Here is a 21,498-nt window from a genome sequence, read left to right as displayed (position 1 = left end):
ACGGAGCAATCGCCGGAGCTGTGCTTAGACGCAAGGCTCAGACGACCAATCTCACCGATGAATCACCAGCAAACGTCCTTGTCGGGCCCGTCCTCAGTGATTCGCGAGGAACTCTCGCACATCGGCATCAGTCGGGAGTCGACCACGGGCATGGTCCGCCGTACAACTGAGTGCTGCAGCAGCGGCGGCAAACCGTCCTGCTTCTCGCACCGAATCGGTATCGAGCAGCCAGGTGTGAATCAGCCCCGCTGTGAAGACGTCGCCAGCGCCAGTCGTATCTGCAGTATTCACGTCGAAGGCAGGGACCTCGGTCACTGTGTCCCCGTCGATTAACAATGCCCCGGTCTCGCCCTGCGTGACAGCGGCTCGAGGGACGGCTCGTCGGGCCAGAGCGGCGACGGCGTCCTCGACACCGCCAAAGTACGATCGTGCAGCGACCTCACCGACCACAAAGAGATCAACGGCAGAGAGCAGTTGATCGATGGTCGATGGGGCGGTTCCCCGGCCTTCGAGTTCCGAGAGCGGCCCAGCGAGGTCGAAGACGAGCGTCGAAACCTCACCACGTTCACGCGCGTTCACGAGCTTCGAAACCGCCGCATCGGGGGCGTAGGCACTGGTGAAGACCACTTCGGCGTCACTGGCGTACGTGATATCGTGGTCGTTGAGTCGAAGGTTCGGAACGCTCTGCCCGCCTGCGATGATCATCCGTTCTCCACCCTGGCCCCGGAGGATTAACGTGTACGACGACTCTTCGGAGCCAGAGCGAATCCGGCTACAATCGATACCGCGTGTTCGTAAGTCGTCTGTTATCTCAGCAGCGGTATCGGCGCCAACGCGTGATATCACGCCTGTTTCGTCCCCGAGTTCCGCGAGTCCAGCTGCGACGTTCGCGGCCACTCCACCCACGTCGGTCGTGTGGTCGCGGACGAACGCACCGCCGTCGGGTTCCGGTAAGTTCGAGAGTGTATAGAGGTGATCGATGACGGCACTCCCGACCGCGACGACATCTCTCGACGGCATTACGCTTACTCAGACGACCGAGCGTCTTGAACCTACAGTAGATTCCGGTCTAAAGCACACGTGCCGACTCTCACGCTCCCGGCCATCGAAGCGAGTCGAGAACGGGGGGGTACTCGAAGCGAAATCCGGCGGGTGTGAACCGTCGCTTGCATAGTCTCTTCTCGCACCAGCCCATTGGTGGAGCATATCGAACACGTCACCGCTGACGGTGTGGCGTCCCGGCACTGGGACTCGGAACGTGGCCGATGCAGGGAGACACCTGTCGAACTGCAGTCGAGCACACCCCGTGAGTCGACCCCCGACGCGCCGGTCGCGCGTAAGGGACGCTTGGGCGCTGAGGGACAGGTCACGTCGAGAGCCGTGCGCGCGCTCTTAGAAGAAGAACAGTTCCTCACGACGCTCGTCCGTGAGCGGTGCGCCGTACTCCGAGATCTCGATGGCTTCGGCGTGGGTGACGGCACTCGCATCGTCGTAGCGCGCGCGCAGTTCACCTCGGAAGCGGTCTGCGACGTTCATCTCCGTGTGTTCAGTGAGGTGAGAGAGGCCATCGCCCGCAAGCCACGCCCGTCGCGCGTCGTCCCCCTCGGGGACGGCATCGAGTTCGTCGAACGTGTACGGGAGCCACTCGTACATCTGCGACTCGTGACAGTGAAGTGCGTCGAGTTTCCGCTCCTCGACGTCGGTCACGTCAAGGACGGCGTCGGGGTCGAACGGCATCGGCTTCTGGAAGTGGTCGGCGACGTAGCCGAACACGGGGGGTGTTTCGACTGGCGGCGTCTCTGGGCAGACGTTCGGGACGATGAGCATATACGCGGCGTCCTGCAGAAGTTGGGCGCAGTAGCGGTGGTCGGGGTGGTAGTCGTTCATCCGCGGGCCGAGAACGAGATCGGGATCGACGCCCCTGATGAACCGGATGAGCCGTCGCCGGTTCTCCAACGAGGGAGTGAGGCCCCCATCGGGGATGTCGAACACCTCGTAATCGATACCGAGCGTCTCGGCGACTGCCTCCGTCTCACGCTTTCGCCGAGCGGCGAGAGAGAAGCGATCCATCTCGTGGTGGCCCGCACTCCCGTCGGTCATCGAGAGGAACGTCACCTCGTGGCCCGCCTCGACGTACTTCGCCGCCGTCCCGCCCGTTTTGATCGAACAGTCGTCGGGGTGGGGCCCGACGACCAGCAGTGAGCGTGTCTCAACCACGACCTGTTATCTCGACAGTACATGAAATGCGTTGTCATCCCAGTGAACCGACGAGGAGACACGTCAGGTACGGTGCCGTTCTTGACATTCTCCCCGCCCTGAAGGGCGAGGATTCCCTCGTGGGACAGCACTTCGTTCGTGCGTCACCGAAGGCACCCTGACCGAGACTACGGGAGTGTCGGCTGTGGTTTGTGCGTAGTGCGTCGGGTCTCCCAATGGAGGCGTGGTCTGCTTGGGTATCCGCTTGCACCGCACAGGCCGTGCCATCGGCCCGACTCAACCACACTGGTCGAGTAGAACATCCGACGCAGGGTTGCTTTTTGATGAATGAGACCCCAATCCAACTCCAATTTTCGTCCGATGTGCTTACTTCACAGTATGCTGTCAGGCTCGATAAAACTGTGTGGCAGCGTCCCTGTTGTCGGATTCATCCCCGTCGTAAACAGCGGGGCTTTCTCCTCGGAACTCCGTAATCGGGACACACTCGCGTAGCCGACACAGTTCACTCGCGTCTCACGCGACTGTCGGCTTGCGAGGTGGGATGAGCCCCCGTCGTGAGGGTAGTTTATTACGCAAAAGTCATAAAAGACCCTTATCATTTATACATCCCACTAGATAGATGAACGTATGGCGTCAGAGAAGACCCCAGACGAGCAGTCCGAATCCGCGTCCAGGCGCGCAGTGACGGCGGACACGTTCAGCCGTCGAAACATCCTCCGGACCGGTGCCGCGACGGCACTCCTCGGTGGCGTTGCGGGCTGTGCCGGAAGCGGTGGCGGCGGGAGCGGTGGCGGCGGAAGTGGTGACGGTGGGAGCGATGACGGCGGAGACGGTGGGTCGGACGACAGCGGCGGCAGCGGCGACGGTGGCGGGTCAAGTAGCGGTGACAGCAGTGGCGGGAGCGGCTCGAACAACATTGCTATCGTCTCCAGTTCGGCCGGATTCGGTGACCGGGCGTTCAACGACCTCGCGTACGAGGGGCTCCAGAACGCCGCGGACGAGTACAACATCGAACTCCAGCAGGTCGAAGAGACGAACCAGTCGAACTACGGGACGGTCCAGTCACGACTCGCGGAAAGTCAGAATCCCGACTACGACCTCATCGTGTTGGTCGGCTACCAGCACACACAGGCGCTGCAGACGAACGCCGAGGAGTATCCGGACCAGAACTGGATGCTCATCAACGACCACATCGACCAGCCGAACGTCGGCGGCTACATCTGGGCGAACCACCAGATGTCTTTCCAGGCGGGCGTCCTCGCCGGGACGATGGCAGACCGCGAACTCTCCCACGAGGGGAACTCGCTCGACCCCGACGGGACGACAGTCGGCTTCGTGGGCGGCGTCGACGGGGCGCTCATCAACGCGTTCGAGCGGGCCTACGTCGAAGGTGTCCACTGGGTCAACGAGGACATCGAAGTCCGCGTCGGTTACATCGGGAACTACACCGACACGCAGACCGCAGCCAACATCGCCGCATCACAGTACGACGCCGGCGCCGACATCGTCTATCAGGCGGCTGCCGCCGCCGGACAGGGCGTCTTCCAGGCCGCCCAGGAGGCAAACCGGTTCGCCATCGGCGTCGACGCCGACCAGTCCGTGACGCTCCCTGACTACGAGGACGTCATCATGGGCTCGGCGGTCAAGTACATCAACGAAGGGACATACCTCGTCGCCGAAGGAGTCGTGAACGACAACTGGGAGGAAGTCAACGGGCGGAACGTCCTCGGATTGGATCAAGACGCCGTTGCCGTCGTTCTGGGCAACGCCATCGGTCCAAAACTCCCCGACGCTGTCACACAGAACCTCGAAGAATCGAAGCAGGCCATCGTCGACGGCGACATCACGGTGCCCTGTACGGCCGCCGGTTGTCAGAACTGACGGGAACGCCGCCTGTTCCGACGATATATGTTAGACGACCACAAGGACACACAGTAATGGGTTCTCCAACAGTGCCCGCTGTCGAACTCGAAGGCATCACCAAGCGGTTCGGCGACGTCCTCGCGAACGACGGCGTCGACCTGACCGTCGACCACGGGACGGTCCACGCCCTCGTCGGTGAGAACGGTGCGGGTAAGACGACGTTGATGAGCATCCTCTATGGGCTGTACACCCCCGACGACGGGCGAATCAGGATAGACGGCACAGAAGAGACGTTCGACTCGCCACGCGACGCCATCGACGCAGGGGTCGGGATGATTCACCAGCACTTCCAACTCGTGGATACGATGACCGTCATCCAGAACATCATCCTCGGACACGAACCCACCGCGAAGGGACTCGTGGACGAGGGCGATGCCCGGTCGACCATCGAAGAGGTCTGTTCGACCTACGGCTTCGATGTCGACCGCGTTCTGGACGAACGCATCGAGGACCTCGGCGTCGGGATTCAACAGCGGGTCGAGATCGTCAAGAGCCTCTACCGCGGGGCCGATACGCTCATCCTTGACGAGCCAACGGCGGTTCTGACACCACAAGAGGTCGAAGAACTGTTCGGCGTGATGGAGGCGTTGACCGACAGCGGGCGCTCGCTCATCTTCATCACGCACAAACTCGAGGAGGCGATGGCCGTCGCCGACGACATCACCGTCCTCCGTGACGGGAAGGCCGTCGGGACAGTCGACGGCGGGGCCACGACCGAACAAGAACTCGCACGCATGATGGTCGGTCGTGACGTCCTCTTCGATGTCGAAGAACGGACGAGCACGCCGGGAGATGTCGTCCTTGATGTCGACGACGTCCACGTGCGAGACGACCGCGATATCACACAGGCCGACGGCATCGACCTGACCGTCCGGTCCGGCGAGGTGTTCGGTATCGCCGGCGTCGACGGCAACGGCCAGTCGGAACTCGTCGAAGCGATCACCGGCCTCCGACCGGTCGAGTCGGGACGAGTCACATTCGACGGGGAAGACATCACGCGGATGAGCCGTCGGAAGCGTATCGAAGCGGGCATCGCGTACGTCCCCGAAGACCGGCAAGAGCGCGGGCTCGTCCAGGAGTACAGTCTCGTCCGAAACGCCTTACTCGGTAACCAGACCATCGAACCGTTCGTCAACGGGGGGTTCATCGACTGGGAAGCGGTCCGCGACCACGCGAAGGAGGTCATCTCAGAGTACGACGTGCAGCCTCCGAACTTGGACGCGGAGGCACACTCGCTCTCGGGGGGCAACCAGCAGAAGTTCGTCGTCGGCCGTGAACTCGAACATCATCCGGACCTCGTCGTCGCCTCCCATCCGACGCGTGGCGTCGACATCGGCTCCATCGAGTTCATCCACAACCGCCTCCTCGAGATGCGTGACGCCGGCTTGGCAATCCTACTCGTCTCGTCGAAACTCGACGAGGTCCAGAAGCTCTCAGACAGACTGGCAGTCATCTCCGAGGGGCGGTTCGTCGATATCGTCGACCCCGACGAGGTGACCGAAGAGGAGATCGGGCTGATGATGGCTGGGCAGAAACGGCGCGAGACGACCGACGGCGAGGTAGAGTCGGGGATTCAGTCGTGAGCGCGGAGCCCTCGCGACTGAGAGCGGTGCTCGACCGACTCGCGGACCGGATGCTCGACGCGACCGTGTTCGAGCGGTTCGCCATCGCGCTCCTATCAACGACGCTCGCACTGCTTATCGGATCGGTCATCGTCGCAGCCACCGGCTATGATGCCGTCGCGTTCGTCTCGTCGTTGGTCTACGGTGCGGTCGGAAACCTCTCGAACGTCGCCTTCACCCTCCGTCAGTCGACGATGCTCATCCTGACGGGCGTTGCGGTCGCCGTTGCGTTTAGAGCCGGTGTCTTCAATATCGGCGTCCAAGGCCAGTTCGTCGTCGGCGGCTTCGCTACGGCGCTGACGATTATCTTTCTCGCACCCGTCCTCCCGGGTGGAGCAGGCGGGGGCGTCCTCTTGATGATCCTCGGGACGTTGATTGCTATCGCTGTCGGCGGCGCGTACGCGACACTGCCCGGACTGATGAAGGCGTACGCGGACGCGAACGAGGTCATCACGACCATCATGTTGAACTTCATCGCCTCCGGCGTCGTCTACTTCCTCATCGACGCGTACCTCCGTCCCGCAGGGACTTCCGCGCCCAACACCGAGTCGTTCCCCTCCTACATCGGCCTGCCCGGATTCGTCTTCGGAAGCGGGTCGTTCTCCGTCATCGGCCTCGGAGTCGCCCTTCTCACTGCCGTCGGCGTCTACGTCGTCATGGCCCGGACGCGGTTCGGGTACGACCTCGTGACGAGCGGCTACCAACAGCGTGCGGCGGATTACTCTGGCGTCAACTCAAACCGGACGATTATCACCACGATGACCTTCTCCGGGATGGTTGCGGGCCTCGCCGGCGCGATCTTCGCCATCATGATTCTCGGCTACTACAGCGACCCCAGCACGTTCCCCACGTTCGGATTCGACGCAATCGCCGTGAGTCTGCTCGCCGCGAACAACCCACTCGGTGTGATTCCGGCAGGAATCCTGTTCGGCGCGTTGGACGCCGGAGGGCAGTATATCGGGTTCACGCTCGACGTCCCGGCGGAACTCGTCGACGGCGTCATCGGCCTCATCGTGCTGTTCGTCGCCGCACCCGAACTGTTCCGCATGAGCGCTCGACGCGTCGGACTCGGGGGGGATGACGAATGACCGTCGCAGAGTACGTGACGGACAACCCCGTGAAAATCGGCACCGGGGCGATACTCGTCGGTGTCCTGGTGGTGGCCGCTGCGGGCTTGGACCTTCCCGGTGCGGAACTCCTGACCGTGGGGACGCTCCAGCGGTCGCTCCAGGCGGCGACGCCCATCGCGCTGGCCGCCATCGGCGGCCTCTTCGCCGAGAAGAGCGGGGTGTTCAACATCGGGCTCGAGGGGTTCATGATATTCGGCGCGCTGACGGCCGCCGCGGTGTCGTGGTTCATCGCCGGTGATACCTCGGTCTCACAGGCCGACCTCTGGGTCGGCGTCCTCGCCGCGATGGTCGTCTGTGGGATTCTCACGTACATCTTTGCCCTCTTGACGATTCGATACAAGGCCGATCAGATCGTCGTCGGCCTCGCCGTCTGGTTCATCGGGTTGGGGTTCGGGCCGTTCACCGCGACGGTCATCTGGGGCGGCGTCTCCAGTCCGACGCTACCGAACATCAACAGCGTGACCGTCCCGGTGCTCGCCGAAGTGCCGGTCCTCGGTCGCCTCATCTTCGACGCCTCCCCCCTCGTCTTATTCACTCTTGCCGTGGCCATCGTGGCGTGGGTCGTCCTCTACCGCACGCGGTACGGCTACTGGGTTCAGGCCGCCGGCGAGAACCCGGAGGCACTCGACACGGCCGGCGTCGACGTGAACCGCGTCCGGTACGCCACCGTGGTTTTTTCCGGCGTCATGGCCGGTCTCGGTGGGGCGGTGCTCTCCATCGGCATCGGGAGCGGCTTCACCGGAACGGGGGCGACGATGGTCGACGGTCGAGGCTGGATTGCCATCGTCGCGTACCTCTTCGGGAACTACAACCCAATCGGGGCGTTCCTCGCGTCGCTTCTGTTCGGCGCGATGGACATGCTCCAGATTCAACTGCAGACCGTCGGCATCTCGCTGCCGGGCAGCATCACTGGGCTGTTCCCATACGTGGCAGTCCTCGTCGTCCTGACGCTCGTGGGGTACACCCGCGTCCCCGCCGCAGTCGGCGAACCCTACGAGACGGAGGACGACTGACGACGACACCGTCGAGTGACGTTCCCACCCTCGACTGTCCGAGGGCCGGAACGTTATACGGCCCCGTCGAGAATATCGGCCCCAGATGCTCACACGAAATCGACTCCCCTCGAACGAGGCGTCGCCGGTCGCTGGTCACCAGTGCGTGAGCGCCGACGAATGAGAGAGAGACACACCGAGAACGCGCCACAGAGTATCGGATCGTTCTCACAGGCCATCGAGGACGGCAACCGAATCTACGTCTCGGGGCAAGGCCCTATCGATCCCGCATCCGGCGAGCGTATCGAGGGTGACGTCGCCGCACAGACCGCGCTGACGCTAGCGAACGTCGACGCCATCCTCCAAGCGGCCGGTTGTTCGCTCGACGACGCGGTGAAAACCACCGTCTTCGTCCGCGATATGGACGACTACGACGCCCTCAACGAGCTGTACGGAAAGTACCTCTCGGAGCCGTATCCGGCCCGAAGCGCCGTCGAAATCGTTCGCCTTCCGGTGGACATCGACGTCGAGGTCGAGGCCATCGCCACGGCGGCCAACCGATGAACGCGGTCGTGATTCGTCGCGGTGACGCCGAGCCGACCGTGATGGACGTTCCAGCCCCCACACCAGACGACGGCGAAGTGCTCGTCCGAACGCTCCGCGTCGGTATCGACGGCACCGACCACGAGGTGATCGAAGGGAGCCACGGCGGCTATCCGCCGGGGTCGGCGTATCAGATACTCGGGCACGAGGCCGTCGGGGTGGTCGAGCAGGCCAACGGGACGGCGCTCGACGAAGGACAGCTCGTCGTTCCGACGGTCCGCCGTCAGCCTCCGGAGACGCGGACGAACGACTACTTCGAACGCGGCGAACCCGACATGGCCCCCGATGGCGATTACGTCGAGCGTGGAATCGTCGGCGCGCACGGCTACATGAGCGACTACTTCACGAGCCCCGTCGACCACCTCGTTCCCGTTCCGGACAGCTATGCGGCGTACGGCTTCCTCGTCGAACCGATGAGCAACACGGAGAAAGCGGTCGAACACGCCTTCGCCGCCCGGTCGGCGTTCGACTGGCACCCAAAGACGGCGTTCGTCCTCGGCAACGGCTCGCTCGGCCTGCTCACGCTGGCGATGCTTCAGCAGGACCATGGCCGCTACGAACCGTTCGAGCGCACCTACTGTCTCGGGCGGCGTGACCGTCCCGACCCGACGGTCGACATCATCGAGCGGTTGGGGGCGACGTACGTCGACTCTCGCGAAACGCCCGTCAGGGAGATGGCCGAGACGCATGAGTCGGTCGACTTCGTCTACGAGGCGACAGGTCACGCAAAACATCCGTTCGACTTGCTTGACGCGCTCGCCCCGAACGGCGTCGGCGCACTGCTCGGCATCCCGGACGACTGGACCTTCGAAGTCGACGGCGGGAGACTCCACCGCGAGATGGTCCTCCATAACAGAGCGCTCGTCGGGAGCGTCAACTCGAACCGCCGCCACTTCGAGGCGGCCAAGGAGTCTCTCGCCGCCCTCCCCGACTGGTTCTGTGAGTCGCTCGTCACCGGCGTCTACCCCCCGGAGGCTGTCACCGATGCCCTCGCGGACGACACGAGGTCCATCAAGACGGTCGTCGAATTCGGGACGCCTTGACCCACTCGTCTATCGAGGGTCGATGTCGGCGTCGGTGGCTCCGGTCAGTTCCCGTTCCCGCCGAGATGGGCCCGCAGTCGCTCGAGGACGTACGTCGTCTCCTCCTCGTCGAGACACATGGGATTCACCGTGAACGCCTCGGGGAGGCTGTCGGCGCCGACGAACACCCGCGGGTTCTCCTGCCGGAGGTCACCGACAACTGTCGTGGCGTCAGTGACGGCGACGTCGGGGGCGACGGTGACGACGACTTCCGGTGCCACGGCCACCTCCTCGGCCGCACTGATCTCTGTCGAGACGCCCGGTACGCGGTCCAACGCGTCGGCGAGTCGCTTCGAGCGCTTGTGCCACTCCTCGCGCAGGGCGCCGTGGTCCTCTTCGATGAACCGGTCGAGTGCCACGAGCAACCCCACGAGTTCTTCCTTGCCAACCTTCATCGGGCGGCCGATACCCTGTCGTGGAACCCCACCGAGACGGTCGACGTCGACCAGGTCGGACGGCGGCGTGTAGACGTCCGCAGCGGCGTGCATGTCGAGATGTTGGGCTGCGACCGACCGGATCAGGTCACGTCGGCCCGCGAGGATACCAGTCGTCTGCGGCCCACGAATGGCCTTTCCGCCACTGAACGCGACGAGGTCAGCCCCCTCGTTGACGAACCGCTCGAAGTTGCTCGTCGGAGGGAGTTCTGCTGCGGCGTCGACGATGACGGGCACCTCGTGTTCGTGTGCGATGGCCGTGACCGTCGACAGCGGCGGCTCAGTGTACTCTTTTGCCATATAGGCGACCGCCACCGTGTGTTCGGTGATGGCGTCGGCGATCTCCCAGGGTTCGGTGTTGTGCGACCCGGTTCCGAGATATCGGTCGTTCATCCCGACGTCGACGATGGTCGCTCCGCTGGCCCGGAGAGCGTGGTCGTAGCCCGTTCGGTGTGTCCGCGGGACAACGATTTCGGCGGGCGTGTCCGTCGCCGGAAGCCGTGCCATCCGTCCGAGGTCGTCTCCGGCGATACACGCCGCTGCACCGAGCGTGAGCGCACTCGCCGCACCTGAGGTGACGTAGCCCGCCTCCGCCCCGGTTACCTCCGCGATTCGCTCGCTAGCCCGTGCTTGGAGGTCTGAGAGACGAACGAACTCCTCGGCCGCGCGGTTCATCGCCTCCAGTGCGTCCGGGCGGATGCGACTGCCGCCGATTCGTGTCTTCGTCCCCGTCGCGTTGACGACGGGGGATACCCCGAGCTCGTCGTAGACGCTGTCGGTGTTCATGTCCGACCATCCGAGGTCCGGCTACAAATACGCACGGCGGTTGCCCCAATCAGTTCGGTACGCTCCGTGGCATGCCGGTCGGAGCTCATCCCAGCGGTTCGGGGTCGAACGCGCCACGGGCAGGTTCCGGCACGTATTCTTCGAGGTCAGCGTCCGCGAACGCGACACGCTCGCCACGCTCTGCGGCGAGGTACGACGCCATACAGAGTTCCACCACCTCGAGGCCGTCGGATAGGTCCTCCCGAGCGTGCTCTCCGTCACGGAAGGCGTCGACGACGTGGCGGTTCTGTGCGACGTAGCCGTAGGTGTTGCTCTCGTCGGCAAGGACGTCCATCCCACCCTCGGTCGCCTGTTGTTTCTCGACGGCGTAGCCGGCGCTCTCGGTGGCGTCGCCCGAGAAGAAGACGTCCGTCCCCGAGTCGAGGGTGTCGACCCGCCCGGAGTACTCCGGGCCGAGCAGTTCGACGCTGATGCGGAGGCCGGTGCCGACGAAACACCACGAGTTCGTCGCTTCCCCCACGACGATGTCCCCCGCAGGCGTCTCGTAGTAGATCGTCGCGCGGGCGTAGTCCTCCGCCGGTTCGTCACGGTAGTCGACGCCGTGCGCCTCCGCGAGTTCGTCGGCGTACTCGTCGCGCGTCCACTTGAGCGTCGAGAGGTCACAAGCGACTGCCTTCGGCGTCAGGTCTGGGTCTTCCGGCGAGGAGAGGAGGTGATGGTTCACTTTGTGCGAGTGACACATCATGTCGTTGAGGACGCCACCACCCTGCCGTCGGCCGTCCCAGAACCACGAACTGTGCGGTCCGGCGTGTTCCTCGGCGGCGCGGGCGAGATACGGCCGGCCGGCCGCGGGGGCGCGCTCCCACAACAACTCCTTCATCCGTTCGACACCGGGCATGTACACTTGATTCTCCAGATAGGCGTGTGCCAGGTCTGTCGGTTCGACCAGGTCCACGATCGTCTTCGCTTCCTCAACGTTGCGAGCGAGTGGTTTCTCGATGGCGATGCCGGTGAGGTTGGCGTCCCCCTGCTCGATCTCGTCGACGACAGTCCGGACCGTCTCGACGCGCGTGTGGTTCGGACTGGTCACCCACAGTGCGTCGACGTCGGGGTCGGTCACCAGTTCCCGCAGGTCGCTCGTCGCCATCGGGTCACCACATCCAGCGTCTTCGAGCGAAGCGGCGACGTCTTCGGCCTTGCTGAGCGTCGGGTTCATCACCCCCGCCGCATCGGCCCCTCGGATGCGCGCCAACGAGGGGGCGTGGAACTCCCGTGTGATGAATCCAGCACCGACGAACCCAACTCCCAGTCGCTCGGTCGTCATGCCCAGATCATTTGTATATTCTGACAAAATACTTGCCCCGGACGGACACTCACTCGCCTCGAGAACAGCGAACGTGGTGGACTCCAGCGACCCGTTTCGGTGACTCTCCGACACCTTCTGCTGGGAAACGTTGAAACAGCGGTGACTGGATACGTCGTCCATGACGTGGCGCTTCGCGGGTGCGAACTTCGACCAGATGCACATGAACACGAACCTGCAATGGGTTCACGACCACCCCGACGCGGAGCTCGTCGGCGTCTGTGACGAGACACCGGAAACGTCGACGGGGTCGCTCGAACAGGCGATGACCGACTGCGAACTCAGTGAGAAAGACCGCTTCGACGACGTCGAACGGATGTTGTCGAAGACGGCACCCGACGTCGTCATCGCGGGGCCGCACAATGCCAACCACGCAGCGTTCGTCGAACGCGCCGCACCCCACGACGTCCACGTCGTCATCGAGAAACCGATGGCGGGGTCACTCGCAGATGCCGACCGGATGCTCGACGCGATGCCCGCAGACAGACACCTCGTTATCAACTGGCCGGTACTTTGGCATCCGGTAAAACACACCGTCAAACGCCTCGTCGAGGAGGGCACCATCGGCCCGATTACCGAGGTACAGTACTACGGCGGTAACGCCGGCGCACCACCTGACGGGAGTTGGTTCTACGACGTCGACGCGGGTGGTGGCTCCCTCCTCGACTACCTCGGGTACGGCGCGACGTTCAGCACGTGGTACCGAGACGGTGACCTCCCCGAGTCGGTGACGGCCGAGACGTACGTACCCCCGGAACAGGAAGTAGACGTCCAGAGTTCGACGATATGCCGGTACGAAGGGGGAATATCGACGCTGCAGACCACGTGGCGGATGTTGACGAACCCGTGGGAGACGGAGCCACAGCCAGCGAAAGGGTACGAACTCGTCGGCGAGAAGGGAAGCATCAGCACGCGTGAGCGCGCTGCTCCGGTTCGCGTCACGACTGTCGACCACCCCGACGGCTACACCGTCGAGGCGGACGACCTGCCGGAGCGATACCGGAACCTCGCATATTACCTGATCTACTGCTTGGAGAACGGCGTTGAGCCTGAAGGGCCAGCGAACGCAGGGTTCTGTCGGGAGGCCCATCGCATCGTCGAAACCGCTCGACGGAGTGCGCGAGCGGGCACGACGCTCGAACTCGTCGACTAATCCGCGTCACTCCCGTGCCGGTGGCGGCGTGTACGTCTCCAGTGAAGGGTTCGTCGGGTCGACGCTCCCGTTGTCCTCTGCCGCCTTGTACGCCGCCATACAGAGCCTGAGGATGCGCTCGCCATCGGAGAGGTCAAGCGTGGCGTGCTCGCTGGCGCGGAAGGCGGCGACCGCATCACGGTTCTCGGCGACGAACCCGCCGGTGACGACGGTCGCCGCCGCGATGGGCATCCGTCCGCTGGTCGCGGTCTGTTTCTCTGCCCAGCCGCCCCCGCCGGCCACGTCGTCCGAAAAGAAGACGCTCGACGACTCGTCGTCGGACTGGACCTGCCCCGAGTACTCCGGGCCGAGTAGTTCGATTCGACGGCTCACGCCGGAGCCGACGTAACACCAGGACCCGGTCGCCTCCGAGACGACCGGGTTGCCCCTGTCGTCCTCGTAGTGGACGGTCACTCGGGCGTAATCCTCCGAAGGGTTCGAGTGGTAGTCCACGCCGTAGCTGTCCTGCAACTCGTTGGCGTACGCCTCGCGGGCCCACTTGAGCGTGGCCGTATCGGCAGAGACGGTGTCCGGCTGGAGCGGGGTCTCCGAGTTCGGGTCACGAAGCAGGTAGTCGTTTCCGGCGAGCGAGTGACAGAGCATGTCCGTGAGCGCACCGCCGCCCTGACGCCGTCCGTCCCAGAACCATCCCGAGTGAGGACCGCCGTGTTCAGCCCGTGCCCGCGCGAGATACGGCCGGCCCGCGTCGCGGCCCCGTTCCCAGAGGAGGGTGCGGAGTTTCTTGATGTCAGGTTCGTGCACCCAGTTCTCGAGATAGGCAGTAGGGAGGTCGATCGATTCGACTCGCTCGACGATGTGTTTTGCCTCCTGCAGCGTTCTGGCGATGGGTTTCTCGATTGCGATGCCCTGAAGCGACGCCCCGTCGGCGACGACGTCGACGACGGTGTCGACGGTGTCGACGCGGACGAAGTTCGGCGTCGTCACCCAGACCCCATCGACGTCGGGGTCGGCGACCAGGGCGGCGACTTCTCCCTCTCCATAGACCGTCGGCTCACCCCGTCCGGCCGCGCGGCAGTCCGTCGCGAGTTCGGCCGCGGTCTCTCGCGTTCGGTTCTGAATCGCAGCGACGTGTGCATCGGGGAGGTAGTCGACGCTCGGAAGGTGCGCCTCGCGACTGATGAATCCGGCACCGACGACGCCGATACCGAAACTCGCATCCGTCATGTCAGTGCTGGTGGGTGCCGCCGTGATAAGTCCCCGGCCGAGGCCGACGCGTCCGTCGATGGCCGCTACTGCGAGGTCGGTACCAGCGATTCGGTGTGTTACACTTCGATGCCGGGGGGTGGCTGTCACGCCCCCGAACGGTTACCCCACAGATCGGTGTCGAATGGGACTATGTGGGTAATGGGCGACGACCTCTCGAAGAGATCACCAACACCGGATGTTCCGACGTGTCTTCGTGAACCACTCGAGAAGCAGTACGAGTCGTTGAAGCAGACGAAAGACCACTACGGGTTCACGTGGAAGGGCACGTTGCTGGAGGCACAACGCACGCTGGAGTCCCAGCCGAGCGATGAAGAATGGGGCCCACCGGATTCTGTCCACGTCCCACTCAGTCTTCCTTCGATGGGTGGCGCCGGTCAGCGATGAGGTCGGTCGCGGTGTCGACGAGCGGGACTGCAGTGGACGTGTCGGTCGCGAGGCGCTCCCAGATGACAAGGAGTGATGGCAGAAGGAACACCGACGACAGATACGCGTACAGCACGCTCAGCGAGATGAGAACGCCGAACACGCCGAGGGCAGGATTCAGTGCCAGGGCTAACACACCGATGCCGAAGACGGTCGTCAACATGCTGCCGGTGAGTGCGCCTCCGGTGCCGACGACGGTCCGTGTGAGGGCAGGATACAACGGACGTTCGTGGTACTCGTCGGCAAAGCGATGGACGACGTGGACCGCGTAATCGATGCCGATCCCGACCGCGATTGCGAGGATGGTTCCGTTGATTGCGTTGAACGCGATGTCAAGCGCACGCATCGAAGCGACCACCGCGACAATCGTCACGAGGATTGGGACGACGTTGACCACGCCCAGCGAGGGTCGTCCCTCGATGGTCCAGTATGCCACGAGCAAGAATGCACTCGACCCGATAAGTGTCAGGATGAGCGAGGCGATTACCGACTCGAGAACGAGCGAGATCGCCTCGTCGAAGATCACGACACTGCCGGTCGGCTGGGCCGACGCCCGATATGACGCTGCGACACTGTACGCGTCGTCGGTCACCACCTCATCGTCGGCCTCGCCGTCGACAGTGTAGATTACCTGTGCACTCCGGCGGTCAGCAGCGAGGAAGGTGTCGATATCGCTGTTCGGTGAGTCGGCCAGGGCATCATAGATGACCGGCAGGTTGTCGTCGGGAATCCCGTTGTCGTTGCGGTCGTTGCGTTCGACGAGTGCGCGGAACTCGGGGTCACGCTCGGCTCGAGACTGAATCACCGTGACGATACTTCGACTGTCGGCTTGGCGCTCGGTCGCGCGAAACGTCTCAGGGGGGGACTGGCTCGCTCGATGGATGTCTTCGAGTGCTGTCTCCCGCGTCATCGGCCCCTCGACGTACATCAACACCTGGTCGTCCTGCTCGAAGTTGCGGTCGAGATAGTTGTTGATACGGACGTACTCGAACCGCTCGGGTGGCCGGATTGGTTCTGGAAGCAGCTGGAGGTACTCCGGCGTCTCCTCGGCTGGCTGGAAGTCGTCCGGGCTAAACCCCGTGTCGACACCGGTCGCGTACACGCCACCACCGACCGTGACGAGCGTCATGAGGACGAGAAAGACGACGGGACCACGTTTTGCAACGCCGACTCCAACCGATAGTAGCCGACCCAGCGGCGACGACTCCGAGCCCAACGGGGTCGTTGCTAACGTCGGAATCGGATACCGCTGGCGGGCGCGGTCGACGGAGACTTTCACCGCTGGAACAAAGAGTCCGAAAATCAGGAAGGTGAACGCGATTCCCGCAGCGGCGACGAGTCCGAAATCTCGTGTGGGTGGGAACGCACTGACGACGTTCGAGAGGAAGCCGACCGCCGACGTGCCTGCGACAATCGCGAACGCAACTGTCATCTGGTTCGTTGTTCGAGACATCGAGTCGTCGATGTTCAACCCACGGACACGCTCTTCGCGGTAGCGGTTGATCGAGTGGATTCCGAAGTCGATACCGATCGCGATCAGAATCGGGGGGACGGCAATCAGCAACACCGCAAAGGGAATACCAGCCAGACCGATGAACCCGAACGTCCAGATGAGGGTCATCAGGATTGCGAGAAGCCCGATACCGATATCGATGGGGTCACGATACGCGACCACGAGGAACAGTACAATGAGTACGAGCGCTGCCGGTAACACGAGCGCAGTCGTCGTTCCAGTCGTGTCTGGCGGCGTGCCCTGAACCCAGATGTTGCTGGCTTCGTCTTGTGCAAGAGCGTTGATTCGCTCGACGCGGTTGGGCGGGAACTCTGAGCCACCACCGGGTCCACCGGATTCCCCTGCGCCTGGGCCAGCACGGTGCGTAACGCTACCCTGACTCGCTGAAGCCGAGGCCGACTCCCTGTTGAAATCGTCGCTCAGACTGTTCGTGAAGCCGGGGTCGTCTGCAGCCTCCCGCACTGCCACCGCGATTTCAGTGGCCGTTGCCCGTTCGACTGCTCGATGTTGTGCTTCCGGGGTCGTAGCAGCAGGGTCAAGTGTTGTCGCGACCGTTTCAGCGGGCGTCGAAACCGACTCCGCACGGAGTGAGGGAGAGGCGAGAATCCGCTCACGCGTCTTCAACATATCGAGTAACGCAGGCTTCGAGAGCACGTTAGTCGACTCTTGGACAATCGTCGTACTCGTTGTCTCCGCTTGGAACGATGGACCGAACTCCTCGTTGATGTCTTCGACAGCCTGGAACGAGGGGAGGTCCTCGATAAACTGCCCTTGACCACTTTCGCTCGTGATCGACCCAAACCCGGTCGCGAACCCGACGGTCAGGAGCAAAAACAGGAGAATAACTGTTTTTGGCCGCGCCACAATCGCCGAATCAAAACGGTCGATGAGCCACTGGAAATCCATCAGTTGTGAGAGAGCGTTATACCGCTGTTAGCAGAGAACGGTATTCAGAGTTAGATACAGCAGTCATGAATGTTTCGTCTGCCGGACCGAACGCTGTGGATTCGAGAACGCAAAAAAAGAACAGCGAGGCGCTCGTTTGATCGCTCGACAAGCGTGTTGACTCACCTCCCGTATACAGGAAACTACGGCTGACGGTTCCCCGGTCGGTCTGATAGTCGTCGCTGTGGACAGAGGTCAAACCGCCTGAGAACGAACTACGTGGACGAATGGAATCCGCACCTCCCTGACGGCCTTGCTCGTTGAATCGAGGCTCGAAGCCGGCGTCACATCGACGAACAACCTGCTTTCGAGGGGCCCTTCTCGCTTCTGAACTTCTCGGGTCGGCACATATTTATATCTGACATTTGTATCCTGTGTACTCGTTCAGGACGGTGTGCCCCGTGAACCAATCACCACTCCTCCACCCATCATGACCGCGATCGAGGTCTCCGGTCTGAGTAAGGCGTACGACGGATTCCTCGCCAACGACGACCTCAGCTTCTCTGTCGAGACTGGTGAGGTGTTTGGATATCTCGGGCCGAACGGCGCTGGCAAGAGCACGACGATTCGAACCCTTCTGGGATTTCAGTCCCCGACCGCGGGGTCAGCGACGCTACTCGGACACGACATCAGTAACCCGGTGGAACTGCGGGCGGCGAAACGGCGAATCGGATTCCTCCCCGGTGAACCCGCGTTCGACCGTAACGTCACTGGCGAGGAGTTCCTCGACTACCAGGCCGCGCTCAAGGGAGACAGTCGCCGCGAGGAGTTGCTCGAGTTGTTCACCCCCCCACTCGAGAAACAGATCAGGGAGTACTCGACCGGGAACAAGCAGATGCTCGGCCTCGTCCAGGCGTTCATGCACGACCCCGACCTCCTCATCATGGACGAGCCGACGTCGGGGCTCGACCCGCTCAAACAGGAGGTGTTCAACACGTTCCTCCGTGAGGAGCGCGACGCTGGCAAGACTGTGTTCTTCTCCTCGCACATCCTCGGTGAAGTCCGACGGGTCTGTGACCGCGTCGGCATCATCCGCCAGGGGCGTCTCGTCACCGTCGAAGACGTCGACACACTACTGGAGCGTGGAGGGAAGCGGGTCCAGTTGCACACTGCCGAACCGCTCCGCGAATCGGACCTCGCACTCGACGGTGTCGTCTCCTTCGAACGCGTCGGTCGAGAGGCACAGTTCACGTTCACGGGCGAGTACAACGACCTCCTGAGGGCGCTAGGCGAGCACGATGTCGTCGACCTGGAAATCGACGAACCGCCCATCGAAGAGGTATTCATGCACTTCTACGGCGACGTGAGTAGAGACACGGGGGAGACGGAATCCACCGGTGAGCAGAGGGATGCCGACGATGCTTGAGACGATGCGGTACGAGTCCCGCCAACGGCTCAAAGGGACGGCAGCGCTCACGGTGTTGTTGGCGGCGTTCATCGGGCTGATTATCTACATCTACCCCTCTTTCGCCGAATCGACGGCCGAGATCGACGCGCTCCTCGAGAGCCTCCCACAGGCCTTCCGCGAAGGGTTCGGGGCCGAATCCTACGCGAGTATCGAGGGCTTCCTCTCGACGGAACTGTACCAGTTCCTCTGGGTGTTGCTCCTCGGGTTGTACTTCACGTACGCTGCTGGCGGCCTGCTGGCGAACGACGTCGAGAGCGGACGGCTGTATCTCGTCCTCGCGACCCCCGTCTCGCGAACACGGTTGGCAGTCGAGAAGTTCCTGTCGCTGTTAGTCCCCCTCGTCACGCTCAACACGGTCATTCCGGTGTTCGTGTTCGCCGCCTCCATGGCCATCGACTACGTCATCGACCCGTGGTACCTGCTCTTGGTTCATCTGCTGTCGATTCCGTACCTGCTTGCGTGCTCGGGAATCGGGCTCGTGTTGTCGGTCCTCTTCGACCGCGGCGACGTCGCCCAGCGGAGCGGTATCGCCATCGTGTTCCTCCTGTTCATGCTCGATACGGTCACTGTCGACACCGACTTCGAGTGGCTGGGAACGCTCAGCCCGACCCGGTACTTCGACCCCACCGAGATTCTGCTGAACGAGACGCTCGACCTCGGTGGTGCGATCGTACTCCTCATCGCGGCTGCTGTCCTCGTCATCGCGGCGTTAGGTGTCTTCCAACGGAGGGACGTCTGATGTCGCTGGGTGAGACGGACTGTCGCTCGGCCACGCGCCGGACACTCGACCGCAGAGCGTCCCAACCGAGCGCGGAGCGACGAGGGGCACCAGCACTTCCCTGTCAGTCCTCTGAGCAGCAGCCACCCTCGTCACAGTATTGGACCGTCGAACCGTCGCACCCAGGTCGACCACCATCGAACTCATGAACCTACACAAACGCCTCGTTGCGGTCGTCGCAGTCCTCGTCGTGTCGAGTATCGTCGCCCCAGTCGCTATCGCCCAGACGGCGGGTGAGGGGCAGGTCCTCGGATGGCCTCAGCTCTCCGTGACAACGTCGACGCCCGAGTTCACGCCCGGTGGCGAGCAGTCGCTCACACTGGAGGTGTTGAACGACCCTGACCTCCGGCAGGCCGGACCGGAGCGCTACGAACAGCGTGTCACGACGGCACGGGCCGTGACGGTCGATATCGACGACAGCAATCTGCCGTTCGATATCCGTCCGGACTCGGTTACAGTGGGAGACGTTCCACCAGGAAAGACGAACCTCCCACCGGTCACCGTCACGGTTCCAGAGTCCGTGTCGCCGGGGTCGTACGAGGTTCCGGTCGAGGTCACGTACTCGTACACGCGGCTGATTTCGTACGACGGCGACGACATCAGCTATGCTGACGGAACGCGGACGATCACGGACGAAGTCACGGTCCGCGTCGATTCCCGACCACGGTTCGTCGTTGTGGGAACGCAGTCGGACCTTCAGGTGGGTGATACCGGGCGTGTCACAGTCACCTTCGAGAACGTCGGGACAGAGACGGCCCGTGACGCCCGCGTCTCGCTGTCCTCGTCGTCAGCGAACGCTCGGATTACCACCAACGGTGAGGAACAGGCTACGGGCTCACCAGGGCAAGGGCCGTCGACCACAGCAGTGTATCTCGGGACGTGGCGGCCCGGCGAGACACGTTCGGCCACGTTCACTGCCGCCGTCGACGAGAACGTCGATGTCGAGTCACTCGCCTTCCGAGCAAGCGTCCAGTACGAGGACACGGATGGTGTCGAGCAAACGGCACGCCCGCTCACGTTCGGCGTCCGCCCCATACCGGAACAGTCGTTCGAACTCGAAAACGTGCAGTCGAACCTCCGCGTTGGACGCACCGGAACCCTGTCCGGAACCGTCGTCAACACGGGCGAGACGACGGTCAGAAACCCTGTCGTGGTGCTCTCGACAGGGGCACCCGAACTGGTCCCACAGCCGACTCGCGTCGCCGTCTCAGATATCGAACCGGGCGGACGGGCGTCGTTTTCGTTCGACGTACGTGTGTCCGAATCCGCCGCAGCGACGACGCACCAGGCCGAACTGACCGTCCACCACCGGAACCAGCGCGGTCAGCTCCGTCGAAGCGACCCGCTCGAGACGCCGATTGAGGTTGCCCCCCAGCGCGACCGCTTCTCGCTGACCCCAGTGAACGCGACGTTCGAAGTCGATACCGACAACCGACTCACCGTCCGCCTCACGAACCGCGAGTCCGCCCGGTACCGGGAGGTTCGGGTCCACATTAACGCGACCGACCCGTTCACGAGCGAGTCTCCCACCGCCTACGTTGCGGAGTTAGCGCCCGGTGAGTCGGCCACGCTGTTCTTCGAGGTGACGGTCTCCGAAGACGCGGTCCCGACAACCACCGCCATCGAGGCGACGGTGACGGCTCGCGAACCCGATGGTGACAGGATACGCGACGGACCGTACGTCGTATCGGCTACTGTCACCGAGCGGAGTGGACCGGGGAATACAGCCCTTCTCGGGGCGGGAATACTCGTGCTCGTCCTCGTCCTCGGCGGGGGGTGGTGGTGGCTCCGTCGATAGCTCACGTGACGCCGAGCGCTGTCGTGACGACCGACCACTACGCTCCTCTGTGTGGTGCGTAC

16 protein-coding genes are annotated in these 21,498 nt (G+C 63.3%); 10 read left to right on the top strand and 6 right to left on the bottom strand.

The window, feature by feature from the left end; all coding sequences use genetic code 11:
• Nucleotides 1-93: 93 nt before the first annotated feature.
• Both E6N53_RS17690 and E6N53_RS17685 read right to left on the bottom strand, forming a co-directional pair.
• Nucleotides 94-1,020 carry a carbohydrate kinase family protein gene (locus E6N53_RS17690; RefSeq protein WP_142860804.1) on the bottom strand — a complete coding sequence of 309 codons (927 nt, stop codon included), beginning with the start codon at nt 1,018-1,020 and terminating at the stop codon, nt 94-96.
• 372 nt (nt 1,021-1,392) lie between these two features.
• On the bottom strand, nt 1,393-2,217 hold the full coding sequence (locus E6N53_RS17685) for a PIG-L deacetylase family protein (RefSeq protein ID WP_142860803.1): 825 nt from the start codon (nt 2,215-2,217) through the stop codon (nt 1,393-1,395).
• Between the two features lie 627 nt (nt 2,218-2,844).
• On the opposite strand from E6N53_RS17685, the gene E6N53_RS17680 reads away from it, so the two are divergent.
• The 6 genes from E6N53_RS17680 (at nt 2,845) to E6N53_RS17655 (ending at nt 9,530) form a co-directional block, all read left to right on the top strand.
• Nucleotides 2,845-4,098, top strand: coding sequence for a BMP family ABC transporter substrate-binding protein (locus E6N53_RS17680; RefSeq protein ID WP_142860802.1), 1,254 nt, complete (start codon nt 2,845-2,847; stop codon nt 4,096-4,098).
• Nucleotides 4,099-4,154: 56 nt separating this feature from the next.
• Complete coding sequence (locus tag E6N53_RS17675; RefSeq protein ID WP_142860801.1) at nt 4,155-5,723, top strand: ABC transporter ATP-binding protein; 1,569 nt, start codon at nt 4,155-4,157, stop codon at nt 5,721-5,723.
• A gap of 50 nt (nt 5,724-5,773) precedes the next feature.
• On the top strand, nt 5,774-6,850 hold the full coding sequence (locus tag E6N53_RS17670) for an ABC transporter permease (protein WP_394343782.1): 1,077 nt from the start codon (nt 5,774-5,776) through the stop codon (nt 6,848-6,850).
• Nucleotides 6,847-7,905, top strand: coding sequence for an ABC transporter permease (locus E6N53_RS17665; RefSeq protein WP_142860800.1), 1,059 nt, complete (start codon nt 6,847-6,849; stop codon nt 7,903-7,905). The genes E6N53_RS17670 and E6N53_RS17665 overlap by 4 nt, the downstream gene beginning before the upstream one ends.
• Before the next feature lie 159 nt (nt 7,906-8,064).
• A complete protein-coding gene (locus tag E6N53_RS17660) occupies nt 8,065-8,448 on the top strand; it encodes a Rid family detoxifying hydrolase (protein WP_142860799.1) in 384 nt (127 codons plus the stop codon).
• The gene (locus E6N53_RS17655) at nt 8,445-9,530 is read left to right on the top strand and encodes a glucose 1-dehydrogenase (RefSeq protein WP_142860798.1); all 1,086 of its coding nucleotides are present in this window, start codon (nt 8,445-8,447) and stop codon (nt 9,528-9,530) included. The genes E6N53_RS17660 and E6N53_RS17655 overlap by 4 nt, the downstream gene beginning before the upstream one ends.
• A 44-nt stretch (nt 9,531-9,574) precedes the next feature.
• Here E6N53_RS17655 and E6N53_RS17650 read toward each other — a convergent pair whose 3' ends face one another.
• Nucleotides 9,575-10,789, bottom strand: coding sequence for an aminotransferase class V-fold PLP-dependent enzyme (locus E6N53_RS17650; protein ID WP_142860797.1), 1,215 nt, complete (start codon nt 10,787-10,789; stop codon nt 9,575-9,577).
• An 85-nt stretch (nt 10,790-10,874) separates the two neighbouring features.
• On the bottom strand, nt 10,875-12,113 hold the full coding sequence (locus E6N53_RS17645) for a Gfo/Idh/MocA family protein (protein ID WP_142860796.1): 1,239 nt from the start codon (nt 12,111-12,113) through the stop codon (nt 10,875-10,877).
• A 160-nt stretch (nt 12,114-12,273) separates the two neighbouring features.
• On the opposite strand from E6N53_RS17645, the gene E6N53_RS17640 reads away from it, so the two are divergent.
• Nucleotides 12,274-13,305 carry a Gfo/Idh/MocA family protein gene (locus E6N53_RS17640; RefSeq protein WP_142860795.1) on the top strand — a complete coding sequence of 344 codons (1,032 nt, stop codon included), beginning with the start codon at nt 12,274-12,276 and terminating at the stop codon, nt 13,303-13,305.
• A gap of 6 nt (nt 13,306-13,311) precedes the next feature.
• On the opposite strand, the gene E6N53_RS17635 is transcribed toward E6N53_RS17640, so the two are convergent.
• Together E6N53_RS17635 and E6N53_RS17625 are read right to left on the bottom strand one after the other, a co-directional pair.
• Nucleotides 13,312-14,529 carry a Gfo/Idh/MocA family protein gene (locus E6N53_RS17635; RefSeq protein ID WP_142860794.1) on the bottom strand — a complete coding sequence of 406 codons (1,218 nt, stop codon included), beginning with the start codon at nt 14,527-14,529 and terminating at the stop codon, nt 13,312-13,314.
• A gap of 388 nt (nt 14,530-14,917) precedes the next feature.
• Complete coding sequence (locus E6N53_RS17625; RefSeq protein WP_269090107.1) at nt 14,918-17,134, bottom strand: efflux RND transporter permease subunit; 2,217 nt, start codon at nt 17,132-17,134, stop codon at nt 14,918-14,920.
• A 748-nt stretch (nt 17,135-17,882) separates the two neighbouring features.
• Between E6N53_RS17625 and E6N53_RS17620 the strand changes: the two genes are divergently transcribed.
• From E6N53_RS17620 to E6N53_RS17610, 3 genes are all read left to right on the top strand, one after another.
• A complete protein-coding gene (locus E6N53_RS17620; protein WP_142860913.1) occupies nt 17,883-18,818 on the top strand; it encodes an ABC transporter ATP-binding protein in 936 nt (311 codons plus the stop codon).
• On the top strand, nt 18,802-19,599 hold the full coding sequence (locus E6N53_RS17615; protein WP_236639633.1) for an ABC transporter permease: 798 nt from the start codon (nt 18,802-18,804) through the stop codon (nt 19,597-19,599). Before E6N53_RS17620 ends, E6N53_RS17615 begins: the two co-directional genes overlap by 17 nt.
• A gap of 184 nt (nt 19,600-19,783) precedes the next feature.
• A complete protein-coding gene (locus E6N53_RS17610) occupies nt 19,784-21,436 on the top strand; it encodes a COG1361 S-layer family protein (RefSeq protein WP_142860791.1) in 1,653 nt (550 codons plus the stop codon).
• Nucleotides 21,437-21,498 lie beyond the last annotated feature (62 nt).

The sequence above is a fragment of the Salinigranum halophilum genome (assembly GCF_007004735.1).
GTDB lineage: Archaea > Halobacteriota > Halobacteria > Halobacteriales > Haloferacaceae > Salinigranum > Salinigranum halophilum.
The sequence above is the reverse complement of the archived record's forward strand: the minus strand, read 5'-3'. Positions and strand labels throughout refer to the sequence as shown.

What these genes read in the sequence shown, in the direction of transcription:
- E6N53_RS17690 (WP_142860804.1), bottom strand. Translation starts at nt 1,020, where the DNA reads ATGCCGTCGAGAGATGTCGTCGCGGTCGGGAGTGCCGTCATCGATCAC.
- E6N53_RS17680 (WP_142860802.1), top strand. Translation starts at nt 2,845, where the DNA reads ATGGCGTCAGAGAAGACCCCAGACGAGCAGTCCGAATCCGCGTCCAGG.
- E6N53_RS17675 (WP_142860801.1), top strand. Translation starts at nt 4,155, where the DNA reads ATGGGTTCTCCAACAGTGCCCGCTGTCGAACTCGAAGGCATCACCAAG.
- E6N53_RS17670 (WP_394343782.1), top strand. Translation starts at nt 5,774, where the DNA reads ATGCTCGACGCGACCGTGTTCGAGCGGTTCGCCATCGCGCTCCTATCA.
- E6N53_RS17665 (WP_142860800.1), top strand. Translation starts at nt 6,847, where the DNA reads ATGACCGTCGCAGAGTACGTGACGGACAACCCCGTGAAAATCGGCACC.
- E6N53_RS17660 (WP_142860799.1), top strand. Translation starts at nt 8,065, where the DNA reads ATGAGAGAGAGACACACCGAGAACGCGCCACAGAGTATCGGATCGTTC.
- E6N53_RS17655 (WP_142860798.1), top strand. Translation starts at nt 8,445, where the DNA reads ATGAACGCGGTCGTGATTCGTCGCGGTGACGCCGAGCCGACCGTGATG.
- E6N53_RS17650 (WP_142860797.1), bottom strand. Translation starts at nt 10,789, where the DNA reads ATGAACACCGACAGCGTCTACGACGAGCTCGGGGTATCCCCCGTCGTC.
- E6N53_RS17645 (WP_142860796.1), bottom strand. Translation starts at nt 12,113, where the DNA reads ATGACGACCGAGCGACTGGGAGTTGGGTTCGTCGGTGCTGGATTCATC.
- E6N53_RS17640 (WP_142860795.1), top strand. Translation starts at nt 12,274, where the DNA reads ATGACGTGGCGCTTCGCGGGTGCGAACTTCGACCAGATGCACATGAAC.
- E6N53_RS17635 (WP_142860794.1), bottom strand. Translation starts at nt 14,529, where the DNA reads ATGACGGATGCGAGTTTCGGTATCGGCGTCGTCGGTGCCGGATTCATC.
- E6N53_RS17625 (WP_269090107.1), bottom strand. Translation starts at nt 17,134, where the DNA reads ATGTTGAAGACGCGTGAGCGGATTCTCGCCTCTCCCTCACTCCGTGCG.
- E6N53_RS17620 (WP_142860913.1), top strand. Translation starts at nt 17,883, where the DNA reads ATGACCGCGATCGAGGTCTCCGGTCTGAGTAAGGCGTACGACGGATTC.
- E6N53_RS17615 (WP_236639633.1), top strand. Translation starts at nt 18,802, where the DNA reads ATGCCGACGATGCTTGAGACGATGCGGTACGAGTCCCGCCAACGGCTC.
- E6N53_RS17610 (WP_142860791.1), top strand. Translation starts at nt 19,784, where the DNA reads ATGAACCTACACAAACGCCTCGTTGCGGTCGTCGCAGTCCTCGTCGTG.